This window comes from Methylococcus mesophilus, from assembly GCF_026247885.1.
Taxonomy (GTDB): domain Bacteria; phylum Pseudomonadota; class Gammaproteobacteria; order Methylococcales; family Methylococcaceae; genus Methylococcus; species Methylococcus mesophilus.
The window spans coordinates 1,798,132-1,815,042 of the sequence record NZ_CP110921.1; the positions used below are offsets into that span (position 1 = coordinate 1,798,132).

The following is a 16,911-nucleotide window of genomic DNA, read 5'->3' on the forward strand; positions in this document are numbered from 1 at the left end:
TCTAGCCGCGCATATTATCGGTAACCGTTATTCACCAAGAAACGGTTACATCCATGAAACACGATCCAAATCTAAGTTCCTCCGCCGCGCATCAGAACATCCCCAGCCTTGACGCGCTGCCAGATTCCGCCCTTCTAAGCCCTGAGCAAACCGGCGAAATCCTATACGTCAAACCCAGCACCCTGGCAGTTTGGCGCTGCACTGGCCGCGTAAAGCTCCCCTTCGTCAAAATCGGCAAGTTCGTCAAGTACCGGGCTGGCGACATTCGGGCCTTCATCGCAGCGAACGCGCACCTTCATACCGGTGCGGCAACGGAAAGCGGGGGGCCGGCATGAATACCCCGCACACCAATCCCTCCAAACTCGAATCGGTAAAGCAGCAGCTCTTGTCCGGGCGAACCATCACGCCGTGGGATGCGATTTCCGAGGCGCGATACACCCGCCTACCGGACGCGGTCTACAGGCTGAAGGCGTTAGGCTGGGACATCCAGACCGACTATCGGACGACAGTTGATCCCGAAACGGGCCACAAAGACCGCTATGCGGCCTACTACCTCCCAGCCGACCGGCTGAAGGAGCATCAGGCCGCGTTCTCATACTAGAAGCCGAGGGCTATCCTCGGCCGATCCACGAGCCCGGCGCAGAACGTCAGGCACTCTTGAAAATACCAAAATGAGCCCATAAGAAAGGGCGTCGGCCTGCCAGCCACGCCCCATTCCGAATCACCTAATTTACGGAGTTCATTATGTCCGATGACCAAGGCTATGACTACCCGCTTCATGAATCGACAATTTGCAACTTCATAGGGGTCAAATCCGAGCCTAGAGTGTATGAGGTGTCCATTGCCGAGCACTTTGGTGGTCCGACTAACGCCCTTGTGCTACAGCAGTTTTTCTACGCACTGAAAATTTATAAGGGCAAGCGGGCAGACAAGAAAAAGTGGGTGTATCTCTCCTGTGCCGACCTACATAAGAAGCACTTCCCGGACTGGAGCTTGCGGCAGTTACAGCGGATTGTTGCTGATTTAGAAAGACGGGGGGCCCTGCTGAGCCGATCCGACCTTAACGCCCTGCGGTTCGACAAAACGAAATGGTATCGACCCAACTTTGAGCTTATCCGGAACACGATCCTAAGAGGGGAAGAGCTCGGCCCCCGGCCACTGCTCACGCCGGGCCAAAATGGGCGGAAAGACTACGCCGACATGTGCGAAATTATGCGGCGCCTCGGTTACGACGAGACGGAGTACAGATCCAATCCAGAGGTGATGGCCGAGGTTGACGCCGCATGTGAGGAGTCCTTCCAGGAGGGTCTGAAATGGCTAGCGAAGCAGGAGGAGCTCCGTAATAGACCCCCCGAGACGGTCGAGCCTGCAACGGGGCCTGAGTCCCCTTAATGCCAGATTGGCCCCATCGATTACGACATTTTGTCGCAACGCATTACGACACTTTGTCGCAACGTATTACGACATTTTGTCGTAAGCAATACCAAAAGAGTTCTTCTTTAAGAGAGCTTTAAAGCTTCTAAGAGAACAAAGACGAAGCGCCTACGGCGTTCGCCGGGGCAACCCCAAAGAGAGAAAAACAAAAAAGCCAAAGCCCTCGGAGAGCCGGTTCTAAGCCGCGTAGAGAAGCCGTACACGGAGCGATGGAAGTATCCCAAGTCTGACGGGAGTCAGTCCCGGTATCGACGGGAGGAGGGCTGGCCCATTAGAGGGCGTCTACACAACGCGACCGAATCTCCGCCCCCCGGCCCTCGAGGGAACGCCCTCCGCAACGGGCGCAAATTTCCGGGGCCGTAATCACTCTCGCGGGACAGTCTGGAAGGGCGGGCGTTCAACTAATTGATTGAATTGATGTTTTTGATTATATCGGAGTATGTCGCGTCGTCAACATTCAGCACATATAAGGAGGGCTACCACCGTTTAAAAAAGAGCTTGACTTACCCTGACCTGCTCCCCGATTTAGTCCGAAACGGACATAGAGTCTGCGGTTAAAAATGTGTCTGCAAACTGATCTGGCGTCAGGTAAGCCAACGAACTGTGGGGGCGTTGCTCATTGTATTCCCGACGCCACTCCTCAATGACTTGGCGAGCATGGCACATCGAGACGAACCAATGCTCGTTCAGGCATTCATCCCGGAATTTGCCGTTGAAGCTTTCGATGTAGGCGTTCTGCTGTGGCTTACCTGGCTGGATGAAGCTCAAGCACAGTCCTTGGCTATCGGCCCATTCATCCAAAGCCTTGCCGGCAAACTCGGGGCCGTTGTCGACGGTGACTGATTTGGGCAATCCGCGGATCTCTGCCAGCCGTTGCAGCACACCGACTACACGTCTGCCAGGCAGCGAAGTATCGACTTCGATGGCCAAGCACTGCTTCGTGAAGTCATCGACGATATTCAGGCACCGCAGCCGCCGACCATCGGCCAAACCGTCCGAAACATAGTCCATAGACCAACTCTCGTTAGGCGCCGATGGCGCGACCTTGATTTGGCGCTCCACGCCGGCAATGCGCTTCCGCTTTCGTTTGCGGACCATCAGGCCGGCCTCGTGATACACGCGATAGGTGCGCTTTCGGTTGATTTCCCAACCCTCTCGGCAAAGTAGCACGTGCAGCCGGCGATACCCATAGCGCCGCTTCTGCGCTGCCAATTCGCACAGTCGTTCCTTGAGCTCCTGGTCTGCTGGCCGCTTAGCTTCGTAGCGATACAGCGACCGAGAAATACCGATCAGCCCACAAGCCCGCGTGACGCCCATCTGGTGCTTTGTCATCAGATGGGAGACCGCCGCCCTCTTGGCTTGTGGGCTTACCACTTTCGGCCTACAACCTCTTTCAACGCAGCATTGTCCAGCATCGCCTCCGCCAGCAGGCGCTTGAGCCGGGCATTCTCGGTCTCCAGTGCCTTGAGCCGCTGCGCATCCGACACTGTCAGGCCGCCGTATTTCGCTTTCCAGTTGTAGTACGTCGCCTCGCTGAGCCCGTGCTTGCGGCACAGCTCCGCTACTTTTAGGCCGGCTTCGGCTTCCTTCAGGATGCCAATGATCTGTTCTTCGGTGAAACGCTTCTTCATGCTGCCTCCTATCGAGGCAGACTCTACATCACGACCGGACTAATCTCGGGGAGCAGGTCAACCCGATCACAGCATGCCAGCATATTCTAACGCAAGGACATATACCCTGATCTCCTGATCCAACTACATACGCCGACATCCGTAGACTGCATTGTATCTCTCGAAATTCGCCGATTAAGCCGACCAGACAAACCGCCGATGAATACCAAGAATCCACCGATGAGACATACCCCGAGTCTCCCGATGACCACTAAAGAAGTCGCCGAATTCTTCCGAGTATCAACCCGCACCGTCGAGCGGTGGTGAAAAGATGGACGACTACCAGCCCCGACTCGGATTGGTAGAAAGCCACTTTGGGACGTCACCGCTATTGAGAAAACCTTGCGCCACAAGTGAAGTTAATTTCATTCCGAGGCTGCCGCGCTGTCTGGGGGATATCAAGAAGTATCGACGATAACGCCCCGCCCGAACCTTCCGGTAGCACCAACAACCGGGGGGGGCCACTCTGAATTTGCAATCAATTTCACTTTTCGCCCCACCAGGGGCTCAACCGAAGAGGTAACGCTATGAGCCTAGATACGCTCGCCGAACGCCTTGTCTTCGATTCGAAGGTGGGTCACATCCGAACCGCTGTAGCTCCGGAACGGCTTTTCTTCGTCGGCCGATTGGCCCAGGACGCACGCGCTGTGCTGGATGGGTTCATCGCTCCTGGGATCATGGACGGCTGCATCGTGGACGAAATCGGAGCCGAGTACATCACCCCCGAAGGCTTCGAATGGACCCCCTCCGAGCCCTGTAAGGAGTTCTCCGTGAGTCTCGAAGGAGACGGCCGCCTGCAATGCTGGGACGTCACGGGCCTGTCGGAAGACGTGGTTAACGCCATCGCCAAAGCGATGCAGACCAAGCTGGGAACGGTTCACTAATCGGCACACAACCTCACGAAAATGGCTACCAGCCCCCAAGACCATGACGACCCGGTAAGTCTGTCTATCCGACAGCAGCGGGCAATTGTCGCCCTTGGGGCTGGTGCGTCCAAAGTGGAAGCGGCCAAGGCTGCGGGTGTGGCGCGGGAGACGGTTCACGAATGGCTCCGTAATCCGCAATTCCGGCAAGCTGTTCAGCTTGAGTCTGACGCCATGCTCGATGCAACCCGTACAAGGTTCCGGGGACTTGCCGATAAGGCCGCTGACGTGCTCGAACGCCACCTGGATCACCCCAACTTTGAGGCCGCCCTACGGGCTGCGGGCATCATCACGAAAGAGCTGAAGCTGTTCTCATCCAGGAAGGAAGTCACTCACATCGGCATCGATCCTGAGGTTGCAACCCAGCAGCTCATGGAAGCCATAGAGGAGGTGAAGGACATCTTGAATGAAGTGGTACCCGGTTCCCTGGAGCAGGCGGAGGCAGACGTTAAGGCGGCCGAGGCAGCCCTAGAGGCTGAACTGAATGCCAAGACAGCCGAGGAGCCCGAGGAAGCCGGGGATACCCCCGCCGATGCCTCTACCGCGGCCCCTGAACCGTCCTAGGCGGTTTACACAACGCTCAAGGTTTCTGCCCCCGGCCCTCGCGGGAACGCCGACACCGCCAGGGGCAAATTTTCGGGACCTTGTGAAATTAACTGCAATTCGAGCCACCCATGACCGTCACCACTACCTGCCTCCGCCGAACCCTGGCCTATCTGGCCGAGCGATACCCGAACGTCTTCCCAAGCGATCCGAAGCAAGTGCGGCCCCTGGCCGTGGGCATCCATACGGCCCTTGCCGTCGCCGAGGAGGGCACCTTGTGCGAGACGCGGATACGCCATGCCCTCCGCTACTACTGCGGGAACATGGCCTATCTCGCGGCGGTGGTGCGGGGAGCCCGCCGCATTGGGCTGGACGGACAGGAGGGAGAGCGGCCGACCCCCGAGGAACAGCAGCAGGCGCGGGACCGGCTCTCCGAAATCCGGAAAGCTCTCAAGGAGCGGAAGGCGACTGCAAAGCAGAAAGGCTCCCCCGAGCGAGCAGCATCACCAAAGCCCGCGCCACGGAAAAGTGCAATTGATTGCACACGGCCGGGCGTGGCTTCGCGGGGAAAGGCTGTAGCCGTTCGAGTAAAGCGGCGGGTTCATGTCCCGTCCGGCCTGCAAACCCCATAGAGACAAATTTTGGTTCTGATCCGAAGTTGTCCGTCTATGTTAGTGTTTTTGATTCGGAAATAATGTCCAGGTAGACATATGGTCCTGCGAGAAAACGAGATGCGGTTACCGACGTTATCTGAATATTTGTGGATGCTCAATCCAATCTGTGATAGCAACGATAATGGGGAAATCAACACTATTGGTTTTGTAACGACAGGATGTATGGATGAATTCTACCTTGTTCAAACATCGGAACATGGATATCGCATGATGCCAGGGCCTGAATTCGGCCCCAGGCTCTACAGAGGGCAAACAAAGCGCTATCCGACCTGCAAGCCGCAAGTCTTTCGTAACTTAACTCCTTTCAATTACGGTCAGAAATATATCGAGGCAATCTATTGGACAGCGAAGCGGGTTGAGCTTAGCGTTCTTCTTGAACATCACCCGGCTATAAGAGACATTATGGCTTGGGATTTTGACGGGTTATCATTTGATCTTGATATTCAGGCACTTGCCCAACACTACCTATATCCGACTCAGATGTTGGATTTGAGCCGCAGCAAAGATGTAGCGATGTTCTTTGCTACACACGAATTCTTCGGCGATGTAAAGCATCCGACGGCCGCCATTGGAAGCAACGCGGTGATCTATACGATAGATATCAAGAAAATGCTCCACGATCAAGACACTAATTATCGCCTTGTGCCGGTCGGTGTAGATCCTCTGTGACCTGCTCCCCGATTTAGTCCGAAACGGACATAGAGTCTGCGGTTAAAAATGTGTCTGCAAACTGATCTGGCGTCAGGTAAGCCAACGAACTGTGGGGGCGTTGCTCATTGTATTCCCGACGCCACTCCTCAATGACTTGGCGAGCATGGCGCATCGAGACGAACCAATGCTCGTTCAGGCATTCATCCCGGAATTTGCCGTTGAAGCTTTCGATGTAGGCGTTCTGCTGTGGCTTACCTGGCTGGATGAAGCTCAAGCACAGTCCTTGGCTATCGGCCCATTCATCCAAAGCCTTGCCGGCAAACTCGGGGCCGTTGTCGACGGTGACTGATTTGGGCAATCCGCGGATCTCTGCCAGCCGTTGCAGCACACCGACTACACGTCTGCCAGGCAGCGAAGTATCGACTTCGATGGCCAAGCACTGCTTCGTGAAGTCATCGACGATATTCAGGCACCGCAGCCGCCGACCATCGGCCAAACCGTCCGAAACATAGTCCATAGACCAACTCTCGTTAGGCGCCGATGGCGCGACCTTGATTTGGCGCTCCACGCCGGCAATGCGCTTCCGCTTTCGTTTGCGGACCATCAGGCCGGCCTCGTGATACACGCGATAGGTGCGCTTTCGGTTGATTTCCCAACCCTCTCGGCAAAGTAGCACGTGCAGCCGGCGATACCCATAGCGCCGCTTCTGCGCTGCCAATTCGCACAGTCGTTCCTTGAGCTCCTGGTCTACTGGCCGCTTAGCTTCGTAGCGATACAGCGACCGAGAAATACCGATCAGCCCACAAGCCCGCGTGACGCCCATCTGGTGCTTTGTCATCAGATGGGAGACCGCCACCCTCTTGGCTTGTGGGCTTACCACTTTCGGCCTACAACCTCTTTCAACGCAGCATTGTCCAGCATCGCCTCCGCCAGCAGGCGCTTGAGCCGGGCATTCTCGGTCTCCAGTGCCTTGAGCCGCTGCGCATCCGACACTGTCAGGCCGCCGTATTTCGCTTTCCAGTTGTAGTACGTCGCCTCGCTGAGCCCGTGCTTGCGGCACAGCTCCGCTACTTTTAGGCCGGCTTCGGCTTCCTTCAGGATGCCAATGATCTGTTCTTCGGTGAAACGCTTCTTCATGCTGCCTCCTATCGAGGCAGACTCTACATCACGACCGGACTAATCTCGGGGAGCAGGTCATCTGCCCAGAGCTGCTGCTCAAAAGGCATTCGCTTTGGAACTCGGCATCTTTGATGATCTTGAAAAGATCAGCGGCGTGAGCATAGATGAATTCGAGGTTACGGAAGAACTAGCGTCTAATGCAGCAATGAAGGTTGGGAGAGTTGACGCGATATTTCCGTATGATCCGTTTGAGGAACACATAGCGACCGTAAGAAAGAATGGAAGAATCGCAACAGAAGCAATAGAGACCGCCATGTCGCTTGAAATTATGCCTCCTGGGCATAACGCCTCGACAATATCTAAGCTGTTGGAGAGCGCCGGCTACCAGCTATGTTCATCACGCTCCATTCTTCCGGAAAAGGAGATCATCGACAAAGCCGCCAGCGAATGGGATAAGCGCCGAGACCAATACATCAAAATGATCAGATGGCGCGGGGTTTCTGACCCCTTATAACATGCGGAGGCTGCGGGGTGGGCGCGGTCCACGAGGAGGTTACCGGCGGGACGTGCGGTAGCATATCGTATCAGTCGATACATACTTCCGAGACTGAAGGGAGAGTGATTTACACAACGCGGAGCATTCGGCCGGCCCCGATCCGCTTGGACCGTCCACCGGATGGGAGGAGTTTTCTGGGGGCCTTAAAGGTAGGGCATTTCAGATTCACCGTGGCCCCAGTGTGGCCCCGAACTTTTTTCCCCTTCAGCAATCAATCCCAAGTGATTGATTTTATGGAGCCGGTGATAGGATTTGAACCTACGACCCGCACATTACGAATGTGCTGCTCTACCGACTGAGCTACACCGGCTTTGTTTCCTAGAACGCGCATTATAGGCAGACTACTTTACTGACACAACTGCGGGTGTTCCAAGCTAGGAACGTGTCCCGTCGTAGGACGCATCATCGTCCTTCATGGCCGCTGAACCTCGTGCATTCCATCGGCATCGATGGCTTCGTATGCTTCCGGAATGAACCTCGGGGTACATATGGCAAGAAAAACCAGATCGCCGCCGCCCGTGTTGGAGACGCGCTGGGAAACACCCGGCGGTATGACAACCACGTCCCCCGGCCCAACGACAGAAGGCGCCAAACCGTCGATTTCAACCCGGCCCTGGCCCTCCAGGATCAGGTAACGCTCTGTCGTGTTACTGAGGCGGTGCAACCGGGTGGTGACGCCGGGTTCAACTCTGGCTCGTGCGACCGAAACATCCGCATCGTCGGCGGAATTCCACCATTCGGTGATATAGCAACGTTCGTCGAAATAGTACTCCATTGCCGATCCGCAATAGATGCCTGCCTCAGTCATGACGAGTGCTCTTCGGGGTTGCTGGTGGCGGCCTGAAGCGGCTGCGGGGCGGACTGCAGTATACGCGATCGCGCCCCGAAGGCCGGCGATGCCCTCGCGATTCGGTTAAAATTCGCAATCTTGCCCTGGCTCCACGGCGCGCTGCCCCACCCGAAGTTCCAACCGATGACCGATCCGTCCGACCTGTCCAGACACACGCCGATGATGCAGCAGTTTCTCCGCATCAAGGCGGAGCATCCGGACCGGCTGCTGTTTTACCGGATGGGCGATTTCTACGAGTTGTTCTTCGAGGATGCCCGGCGGGCGGCGAAGCTGCTGGATCTGACCCTGACCAGCCGGGGCGAGTCGGGCGGCGAACGCATCGCGATGGCGGGGATTCCCTACCACGCAGCCGACGGCTATCTGGCGCGGCTGATCCGGCTGGGCGAATCGGTGGCGATCTGCGAGCAGATCGGCGATCCGGCCACATCGAAGGGGCCGGTGGAGCGCAAGGTGGCACGCATCGTGACACCGGGCACGGTGACCGACGAGGCGCTGCTGGAGGAGCGCCGCGACAACCTGCTGGCGGCAATCGCCTGCGATGGCTCAGTGTATGGGCTGGCGGTGCTGGACCTGTCCGGCGGACGTTTCACCCTGCAGCAGCCAGAGTCGGCCGCGCAGCTTCTAAACGAGTTGGAGCGGCTGAATCCCGCCGAGCTCCTGGTCAGCGAAGACGAAACGCCGGCGGAGGGGCTGTCCGGGCGGCGGGGCCTGACCCGGCGTCCGCCCTGGCATTTCGATCCGGAGAGTGGCCGCCGCCAGTTGCTTAACCAGCTCGGCACCCGTGACCTGTCTGGCTTCGGTTGCGAGCATCTGAGCTTGGCGCTGGGCGCCGCCGGGTGCCTGCTGCAATACCTGCGCGACACCCAGCGCAGCGCCCTCCCCCACATTCGAAGCGTCCGTGCCGAGACCGGCGCGGAATACGTCGGCCTGGACGCCGCCAGCCGGCGCAATCTGGAGCTGGACCGGCATCCTTCCGGCCAAGGCGAATTCACCTTGCTGGGCATCCTGGACCGGACCGGATCGGCGATGGGCGGGAGGCTGCTGCGGCGGTGGCTGCATCAGCCTTTGCGCGACCGGACGACCATCCGGCTACGCCAGGAAGCGATCGGCGAGTTGCAGGCGGACCGCCGCTTCGAAGTCCTGCACGATCTGCTGCGCGGCGTGGGGGACGTCGAGCGGATCGCCGCCCGCATTGCCCTGAAATCGGCCAGACCCCGAGACCTTTCCACACTGCGCCAGACCTTGCACACCCTGCCTGCAATCCGGGACAGCTTTGACTGCTTCGAAGGCGCACTGCTGAGCGGGCTGGCGCGGCGCATCGTCGATCAGCCCGAGCTGAGCGGCCTGCTGCAGCGGTCCATCGTCGATAATCCGCCGATGCTGATCCGCGACGGCGGTGTGATCGCCGACGGGTACCACGGCGAACTCGACGAGCTGCGCCAGTTGAGCGAGAACGCCGACCAATTCCTGGTCGATTTGGAAGAGAAGGAGCGCGAGCGAACCGGCCTCGCCGGCCTCAAGGTCGGCTACAACCGGGTTCAAGGATTCTACATCGAACTACCTCGGACCCAGGCCGACAGAGCGCCTGTGCAATACACTCGCCGCCAAACGCTGAAGAACGCCGAGCGCTACATCACGCCGGAGCTGAAAGCCTTCGAAGACAAGGTACTGAGCGCCCGCGAAAGAGCGCTGTCCTGCGAGAAGGCGCTCTACGACGAATTATTGGAAACGCTCGGGAATTGGCTGCCTGCGCTGCAAGACTGCGCGGCGGGACTGGCCGAACTGGACGTGCTGGCGACCCTGGCCGAACGCGCCGAGCGGCTGAACTGGGTTGCGCCGCACCTGATGGAAGCGCCGGGCATCCGCATCGTCGGGGGACGCCATCCGGTGGTTGAACAGGTCGGCGGCGCACCGTTCGTGCCCAACGACCTGGAATTCGGCCCGGATCGGCGCATGCTGGTCATCACCGGCCCGAACATGGGCGGCAAATCGACCTACATGCGGCAGGCCGCGATCATCGTGCTGATGGCCCACATCGGGAGCTATGTGCCGGCGGCGGAAGCGGAAATCGGCCCGATCGACCGCATCTACACCCGCATCGGCGCCTCCGACGACCTCGCCAGCGGCCGCTCCACGTTCATGGTGGAAATGACGGAGACCGCCAACATCCTGCACAACGCCACGGCGGAAAGCCTGGTACTGATGGACGAGATCGGCCGCGGAACCAGCACCTTCGACGGGCTTTCGCTGGCCTGGGCCTGCGCCGAGCACTTGGCACGCGAAACGCGAGCCTATACGCTGTTCGCCACCCATTATTTCGAGCTGACGGCGCTGGCCGAGGAATGCGACGGGGTCGGCAACGTGCACCTGGACGCCGTGGAGCACGGCGACAAGGTGGTGTTCCTGCATGCGGTCCAGGACGGGCCCGCGAGCCAGAGCTATGGTCTTCAGGTGGCTGCGCTGGCGGGGGTTCCACGGACGGTGGTCGACAACGCCCGGCGAAAACTGGAGCAACTGGAACGGCAGGCGCGTTCGGCCCATCAGCAAGCTGCGCCGGTAACCCAGTTCGATTTGTTCCTGGCGCCGGAGCCGCACCTCGTGGTACAGCGGCTGGAAACCTTGGACGTCGACGGCCTCAGCCCGCGCGAGGCCTTGAATCTGTTGTTCGAGCTGAAGCAGTCGCTGTGAAGACGGCCCGGCGGAACGGTTCGCCGCCGGGCTCGGAAAGGGAGGTTACGGCGTTTTTGCCTGCTTGCCGCCTTCGTCCTTTTCATGCTTCAGCATGCGGGCAAGCTGCTCGGCCGGAACGTAGCCCGGCAGCACGTTGCCGCCGCCGGTCACGATCATCGGCGTGCCCTGGGCACCGATCGCGGTTCCTAGCGCCATCTGCTCCTTCACGGGGTTGTCGCAGGCCTTTTCTTCCACCTTCTCGCCCTTCTTGGCCTTGGTCAGAGCGGCGTTGCGGTCCTTGGCGCACCATACGCTGACCGCCTTGTCCCAGGAATCCGAGCCTTCGCCGGCGCGCGGGAAGAACAGGTACCGGATCTCGATGCCTTCCTTGAGATAGTTGTCCATCTCCGAATGGAGCTTGCGGCAGTAGCCGCAATCGATGTCGGTGAACACGTAGGCCACGTATTTGCCGAGCTTCGGTTTGAACGCGATCATGTTCTTCTCACCCAGCTTTTCCAGCGCTCCGATCCGCGCATTGGCCAGCTTGGGCTCGGTGAGGTCTTCGCGGTTCTTGAGGTCGATCAGAGAGCCCTGGATCAGGTACTTACCGTCGTCGGAGACATAGAACAGCTTGGGACCGACGATGACCTCGGAAATGCCGGCCAGCGGCGAGGGCTTGATGGAATCGGGCTTCACCCCCGGCAATGCCTGCTTGATCGCATCCTCTACGGCTTTGGCGTCCGCCAGGATGGAAGAGACGGGTACCACCAGGAGTGCGAACAAAGACAACAGGGAACGGAACGCAGGTTTCATCAGGGAATACCTCGGGATGGGAAGGAGTTGGGAGCTTAGGAAAACAGCCGTTCGATGTCGAGCATGAAGGCAAGCGCCATCAGCGCGATCAGGATGAAAAGCCCCACCTGCTGCGCCAGCATCTGGGTCTTTTCAGAGAGTGGACCGCCTTTCACCGCTTCGATCAGATAGAAACTCAGGTGGCCGCCGTCCAGCACCGGGACCGGCAGCAGATTGAGCACACCGAGGCTGACGCTGATCAAGGCCAGGAACTTGACGAAATGCCACAGACCCAGCTTGGCGGACTGCCCTGCGTACTGGGCGATGCTGATGGGGCCACTCAAGTTCTCCACTGTCGCCTTGCCGATGAGCATGCGTCCGATCATCTTGAGCGAGAGCCAGGCGTAATCGCCGGTGCGCTCCACCGCCGCGCCCAGGGCCGGCAGCACGCCCAGCCGATACTCCACTTCCATCGCGGCCCGTACCGAATCGGGTATCCGGGCCGCCGCACCTATCCTCCCGACCGGGCCTTTCGGCCCCTTGACGGTGTCGGGCCGGACGTCAAGGGAGACGTGAACGCCATCGCGCTCAACCACCAGTCCGACGCTCTGGCCGGGACGAGCACGCACGATATCGACCCACTGGCGCCATGTGCGCAGGGCTACGCCGTCCGCGGAAAGCAGCAGGTCGCCGCCTTTCATGCCGGCCCGCTCCGCTGGGCTGCCCGGTTCGGTCCGCTCCACCACAGGCGGCAGCTCAGGCTCCCAGGGCTGCAGGCCGAGCCGCTCCCCCAGGATTTCCGGGGTGTTGAGCATGTGGGCCGGGATGCTGAGAGTACGGATCGCACGTCCGCCATCGCCGGTCTTGACCTCGACCTCGACGGCTCCCTCGTCCATAACCCGCTCGAAGATCCGACCGACGGCGAGACCCCAGGTCGGCGTCGGATCGCCGTCGACGACGAGGATCTCGTCCTCCGGCTCGAACCCTGCCTCGGCGGCGAAGGTGCCCGCTTCCACCGGCCCGAGCACCGGCCGTATCCCGGTCTCGCCAGCCATGAACACGCCCCAGTAAAGCACGATGGCCAGGAGAAAATTGAAGATCGGTCCCGCCGCGACGATGGCGAACCGCACCGGGAGCCGCTGCCGGTTGAAGGCGTAAGGAAGATCGGCCGGAGCGACCGTCCCTTCCCGCTCGTCGACCATGCGGACGTAGCCCCCGATCGGGATTGCAGCCAGCGTGAATTCAGTGTCGTCCGGTCTCCTTTGCCAGCGCAGGAGCGGCGTGCCGAAACCGAGGGAGAACCGCAGCACTTTTACGCCGAGTTTGCGCGCCACCCAGTAATGGCCGAACTCGTGCACCGCGATGAGCAGCGCCAGCGCGACCAGAAAATAGAAAACCGTATGGATGAGAGACATTAAGCCCTACAGTTGCCGATGTACGTCTCCGCTACCTTGCGGGTTTCCGCGTCCGCTTGCAAGACAGACTCGATCGCATCCGCCACTCCAGCCGCAACCGTCGCCATGCAGTGCTCGATTACTCGCGGTATGCCGGTGAAAGCCAGCCGTCGATCCAGAAACGCCGCGACCGCGACCTCGTTGGCCGCATTCAAGATCGCCGGTGCCGTGCCGCCCGCCCGCACCGCCTCGTAAGCCAGGCGCAGACAGGGGAAACGGGCTAGGTCAGGACGCTCGAAGTTCAATTGGTTGACAGCGAACAGATCGAGAGGTTCGGCGCCGGATTCGAAGCGCTCCGGCCAGGCGAGCGCGTGGGCGATCGGAATGCGCATGTCGGGGGTCCCCATCTGTGCCAGCACCGTGCCGTCGACGTAGTCCACCATGGAATGGATCACGCTTTGGCGGTGCACGACGACCTGTACGTCGTCGGGATTCGTATTGAACAGCAGGCAGGCCTCGATCACCTCCAGACCCTTGTTCATCATGGTGGCCGAATCGACCGAGATCTTGCGGCCCATGACCCAGTTGGGATGCGCCACGGCCTGCTCCGGCGTCACCGACTCCAGTTCGGCGATGGGAGTGTACAGGAACGGCCCTCCGGAAGCGGTGAGCAGGATGCGGCGCACCCCGACGGCCTCAGTGCCTGCGCGATACGCCGCCGGCATGCACTGGAACACCGCGTTGTGCTCGCTGTCGATCGGCAGCAACCGGGCCCCCGCCCGAACCACCTCGGCCATGAACAACTGGCCGGACATCACCAGCGCTTCCTTGTTGGCGAGCAGAACATCCTTGCCTGCCCGCGCCGCCGCCAGCGTGGGCAGCAGCCCCGCAGCACCGACGATCGCCGCCATCACGCTGTCCACCTCCGGCAGGGAGGCGACCTGCTCCAGCGCCTCCGGACCGGACAGGACTTCGATGCCGCCCAGACCCGCCGCCGCCAGCCGCTCCCGCAGATCCGCGGCGGCCTCGGCCCGGATCGCCACCGCATAGCGCGGCCGGTGATCGCGGCATTGTTCGAATAAGCGGTCGATGTTGCCGTTGGCGGTCAGCGCCACTACGCGGTAGCGGTCGGGGTGGCGCGCCACCACATCGAGCGTGCTGACGCCGATCGAGCCGGTGGAACCGAGTATGCATATGCCTTTCACGGAATTCTCCAGAGTTCTGCCAGCGCCGCGGTTTATTCTTCCGGCGCCGATTCGTCGGTCCCGGAATCCGTGGGCCCCGGTTCGGCCTCTTCCTGCTCCATCGATTCCGGAGCGGCTTCATCGCTTTCCAGCGGAATCGGCTCGACCTGAACCGGCGCGCCCTCCATTTCGGTAGGCACTTCGATCGTCACGGGCTCAGCGGTCTGCAGGAACAGACCGAGCAGCATGGAGCCGGCATAGAACACCGCGACCGAAGCCAGCAAGGCGTCGATCCTGTCGAGCACCCCGCCGTGACCGGGCAACAGCGAACCGCTGTCCTTCACGCCTCGCTGCCGCTTGAGCAGGCTCTCGAACAAATCGCCGCCCACGGAAATCACGACGGTGACGAGGGAGAGGATGGCGAAATCCGCGATGGTCAAAGGTTCCAGCTTGAACCACAGACCCACGGCGACTGCCAGGATGGCCGACACCGCCAGGGCCCCGTACAGCCCCTCGACCGTCTTGCCGGGGCTGATTTCCGGCATCAGCTTGGTGAAGCCCCAGTTGCGCCCGACGAAATAGGCGGCAATGTCCGCGAAAGAAATCAGCACCAGCAGGTACAACGCCTGCACGGCACCAAAATTGAAGCGCAGCCAGATAAAGAGGATCCAGGAGGTGAGCAGGATGAACCAGCCCAACCCCAGCTTCAACCACACCGGCAACCGGATCGCCAGCGCCTTGTCCGGCTTGGCCCGAAGCAGCATGCCGACGGCGAACCACCACGCCACCACCGGCCACATCAGCCAGTCGACCGTGTAGGGCGCCCACCAACCGGCGAAAGCCATGGGCAACCCGAGGGCGGCGAGGAAAGCGATCCGCCCCGTGCGGTTGTCCACACCGGAGACGCCCGCCCACTCCCAGGCGGCGAGCAGGATCACACCACCCCACACCGCCGAAAACGCGGTGGGCTTAAGCAGCAGGACGGCCGCGATGACCAGTGGCGCCAGGACCAGTGCCGTAATCAAGCGATTTTTGAACATGGCGGAATCGGATTGGGTGAGTTGGAAAATCTTAGCGGCATGAAATCAGGGCATCTGGCCCGCGACCTGTTCGCCGGTATAGCCGAACCGGCGCTGCCTGCCGGCGTAGTCCTCGAACGCGAGATCCAACGCCTCCTCGTCGAATTCCGGCCACAGTACGGGCGTGAAATACAGCTCCGTGTAGGCAAGCTGCCAGAGGAGGAAGTTGCTGATCCGGCGCTCTCCACCGGTGCGGATGAAAAGATCGGGCTCGGGGAGGTCGGCCAGGGCGAGCTGTTGCTGCAGCATTTCCGCCGTGATCCGGTCTGGCGACAGTTCGCCCTGCCCGACCTTTGCCGCCAGCGTCTGGGCCGCCTGGACGATATCCCAACGCCCGCCGTAATTCGCCGCGATCGCCAGTTGCAGACCGGTATTGTCGCGCGTCAGCGCTTCGGCAGCATCCATCCGCTGGCGCAACGCCTCCGCAAACGCCGTGCGGTCGCCGATGATGCGCAGGCGCACGCCGTTCTGGTGCAGCTTTTCCGTTTCCCGTTCCAGCGTCGACAGGAACAATTCCATCAGCACGGAGACTTCCTGCTCGGGCCGCCGCCAGTTCTCGCTGCTGAACGCGAACAGCGTCAGCGCTTCCACGCCGCGCTTCGCGCAGTGCTCCACCACCTTGCGGACCGCGCCGACGCCGGCGCGATGGCCGGCGGTTCGGGGCAGGTAGCGCTCCTGTGCCCAACGGCCGTTGCCATCCATGACGATGGCGACATGGCGTGGGAGGCCGCGCATCCTGGCGCCGTCTTCCGGGGCAAGCGCCATCGGCTTGACATTATCCGGCGAAAAGACCATCGATCGCAGAGTGCTAAACAGCAAGCAGGTCGGCTTCCTTCTGCTCCAGAAGCTTGTCCACTTCCTTGATGAACTGATCCGTGGTTTTCTGAATCTGCTCCTGGCTGCGACGGTCCTCGTCCTCGGAAATCAGCTTTTCCTTGAGCGCCGCCTTGAGTTCGTTGTTGGCGTCGCGGCGGATATTCCGGATCGCCACGCGGCCATTCTCGGCTTCATGGCGCACGACCTTGATCAGGTCGCGGCGGCGCTCCTCGGTCAGCGGCGGCAGCGGCACCCGGATGACGGTGCCGGCGGTGGAGGGATTGAGTCCCAGGTCCGAGGTCATGATCGCCTTTTCGACGGCTTGCACCATGTTCCGCTCCCAGGGAGTGACCGCCAGACTGCGGGCGTCTTCCACCGCAACGTTGGCCACCTGGGTCAGCGGCACCTCATTGCCGTAGTAAGACACCCGGATATGCTCCAGCAGGCTCGGGTGGGCACGCCCGGTGCGAATCTTCGCGAATTCATGCTTCAGGGACTCAATGCTCTTCTGCATCCGCTCCGCGGTACGTTTCTGTATGTCGTTGATCATATGTTC

Annotated in this window: 18 protein-coding genes and 1 tRNA gene; 9 read left to right on the forward strand and 10 right to left on the reverse strand. The window is 60.4% G+C overall.

Going from position 1 to position 16,911, the window contains the following annotated elements; all coding sequences use genetic code 11:
* Window positions 1-53 precede the first annotated feature (53 nt).
* From OOT43_RS08385 to OOT43_RS08395, 3 genes are all read left to right on the forward strand, one after another.
* Entirely contained in the window at window positions 54-335 is a 282-nt protein-coding gene (locus OOT43_RS08385; RefSeq protein WP_266024407.1) for a helix-turn-helix domain-containing protein, read from the forward strand.
* On the forward strand, window positions 332-601 hold the full coding sequence (locus OOT43_RS08390; RefSeq protein ID WP_266024408.1) for a helix-turn-helix domain-containing protein: 270 nt from the start codon (window positions 332-334) through the stop codon (window positions 599-601). Before OOT43_RS08385 ends, OOT43_RS08390 begins: the two co-directional genes overlap by 4 nt.
* 143 nt (window positions 602-744) lie before the next feature.
* Complete coding sequence (locus OOT43_RS08395) at window positions 745-1,392, forward strand: hypothetical protein (RefSeq protein ID WP_266024410.1); 648 nt, start codon at window positions 745-747, stop codon at window positions 1,390-1,392.
* A gap of 567 nt (window positions 1,393-1,959) precedes the next feature.
* On the opposite strand, the gene OOT43_RS08400 is transcribed toward OOT43_RS08395, so the two are convergent.
* A protein-coding gene (locus OOT43_RS08400) for an IS3 family transposase (RefSeq protein ID WP_394358042.1) occupies window positions 1,960-3,065 on the reverse strand; the annotation gives its coding sequence in 2 pieces (ribosomal slippage) (window positions 1,960-2,807 and window positions 2,807-3,065; 1,107 coding nt in all).
* 566 nt (window positions 3,066-3,631) lie between these two features.
* On the opposite strand from OOT43_RS08400, the gene OOT43_RS08405 reads away from it, so the two are divergent.
* The 4 genes from OOT43_RS08405 to OOT43_RS08420 all read left to right on the forward strand — a co-directional run bounded on the left by OOT43_RS08405 (window position 3,632) and on the right by OOT43_RS08420 (window position 5,913).
* A complete protein-coding gene (locus tag OOT43_RS08405) occupies window positions 3,632-3,988 on the forward strand; it encodes a hypothetical protein (RefSeq protein ID WP_266024415.1) in 357 nt (118 codons plus the stop codon).
* 213 nt (window positions 3,989-4,201) lie between these two features.
* Window positions 4,202-4,591 (forward strand): hypothetical protein, encoded by a 390-nt coding sequence (locus OOT43_RS08410; protein ID WP_266024417.1) that lies wholly within the window; start codon window positions 4,202-4,204, stop codon window positions 4,589-4,591.
* A 110-nt stretch (window positions 4,592-4,701) separates the two neighbouring features.
* Window positions 4,702-5,202, forward strand: a complete 501-nt coding sequence (locus OOT43_RS08415) for a ProQ/FINO family protein (protein WP_266024419.1) — start codon at window positions 4,702-4,704, stop codon at window positions 5,200-5,202.
* Between the two features lie 78 nt (window positions 5,203-5,280).
* A complete protein-coding gene (locus tag OOT43_RS08420; protein ID WP_266024421.1) occupies window positions 5,281-5,913 on the forward strand; it encodes an FRG domain-containing protein in 633 nt (210 codons plus the stop codon).
* Window positions 5,914-5,926: 13 nt separating this feature from the next.
* On the opposite strand, the gene OOT43_RS08425 is transcribed toward OOT43_RS08420, so the two are convergent.
* Window positions 5,927-7,032, reverse strand: a protein-coding gene (locus OOT43_RS08425) for an IS3 family transposase (RefSeq protein ID WP_394358008.1) whose coding sequence is annotated in 2 segments (ribosomal slippage) — window positions 5,927-6,774 and window positions 6,774-7,032 — 1,107 coding nt in all. Because the reading frame shifts where the segments join, the coding sequence is not laid out codon by codon here.
* Between the two features lie 94 nt (window positions 7,033-7,126).
* Here OOT43_RS08425 and OOT43_RS08430 point away from each other — a divergent pair.
* Complete coding sequence (locus tag OOT43_RS08430; protein ID WP_266024423.1) at window positions 7,127-7,528, forward strand: hypothetical protein; 402 nt, start codon at window positions 7,127-7,129, stop codon at window positions 7,526-7,528.
* A 276-nt stretch (window positions 7,529-7,804) separates the two neighbouring features.
* On the opposite strand, the gene OOT43_RS08435 is transcribed toward OOT43_RS08430, so the two are convergent.
* Both OOT43_RS08435 and OOT43_RS08440 read right to left on the reverse strand, forming a co-directional pair.
* Window positions 7,805-7,880, reverse strand: a tRNA-Thr gene (locus OOT43_RS08435).
* 102 nt (window positions 7,881-7,982) lie between these two features.
* Complete coding sequence (locus tag OOT43_RS08440) at window positions 7,983-8,378, reverse strand: cupin domain-containing protein (RefSeq protein WP_266024425.1); 396 nt, start codon at window positions 8,376-8,378, stop codon at window positions 7,983-7,985.
* 165 nt (window positions 8,379-8,543) lie between these two features.
* Here OOT43_RS08440 and mutS point away from each other — a divergent pair, with 165 nt between their 5' ends.
* Window positions 8,544-11,108 (forward strand): DNA mismatch repair protein MutS, encoded by a 2,565-nt coding sequence (mutS, locus tag OOT43_RS08445; protein WP_266024428.1) that lies wholly within the window; start codon window positions 8,544-8,546, stop codon window positions 11,106-11,108.
* A gap of 45 nt (window positions 11,109-11,153) precedes the next feature.
* On the opposite strand, the gene OOT43_RS08450 is transcribed toward mutS, so the two are convergent.
* From OOT43_RS08450 to frr, 6 genes are read right to left on the reverse strand one after another with little or no spacing between them, the layout of a single operon-like run.
* A complete protein-coding gene (locus OOT43_RS08450; protein ID WP_266024430.1) occupies window positions 11,154-11,903 on the reverse strand; it encodes a DsbC family protein in 750 nt (249 codons plus the stop codon).
* 35 nt (window positions 11,904-11,938) lie between these two features.
* A complete protein-coding gene (gene rseP / locus OOT43_RS08455; protein ID WP_266024432.1) occupies window positions 11,939-13,297 on the reverse strand; it encodes an RIP metalloprotease RseP in 1,359 nt (452 codons plus the stop codon).
* The gene (ispC, locus tag OOT43_RS08460; RefSeq protein ID WP_266024434.1) at window positions 13,297-14,481 is read right to left on the reverse strand and encodes a 1-deoxy-D-xylulose-5-phosphate reductoisomerase; all 1,185 of its coding nucleotides are present in this window, start codon (window positions 14,479-14,481) and stop codon (window positions 13,297-13,299) included. Before ispC ends, rseP begins: the two co-directional genes overlap by 1 nt.
* 32 nt (window positions 14,482-14,513) lie before the next feature.
* Window positions 14,514-15,500, reverse strand: coding sequence for a phosphatidate cytidylyltransferase (locus tag OOT43_RS08465; protein WP_266024436.1), 987 nt, complete (start codon window positions 15,498-15,500; stop codon window positions 14,514-14,516).
* A 45-nt stretch (window positions 15,501-15,545) separates the two neighbouring features.
* Window positions 15,546-16,304, reverse strand: a complete 759-nt coding sequence (locus tag OOT43_RS08470) for an isoprenyl transferase (protein ID WP_266024437.1) — start codon at window positions 16,302-16,304, stop codon at window positions 15,546-15,548.
* Between the two features lie 43 nt (window positions 16,305-16,347).
* Window positions 16,348-16,905, reverse strand: coding sequence for a ribosome recycling factor (gene frr, locus OOT43_RS08475; protein WP_266024438.1), 558 nt, complete (start codon window positions 16,903-16,905; stop codon window positions 16,348-16,350).
* Between the last annotated feature and the right edge of the window lie 6 nt (window positions 16,906-16,911).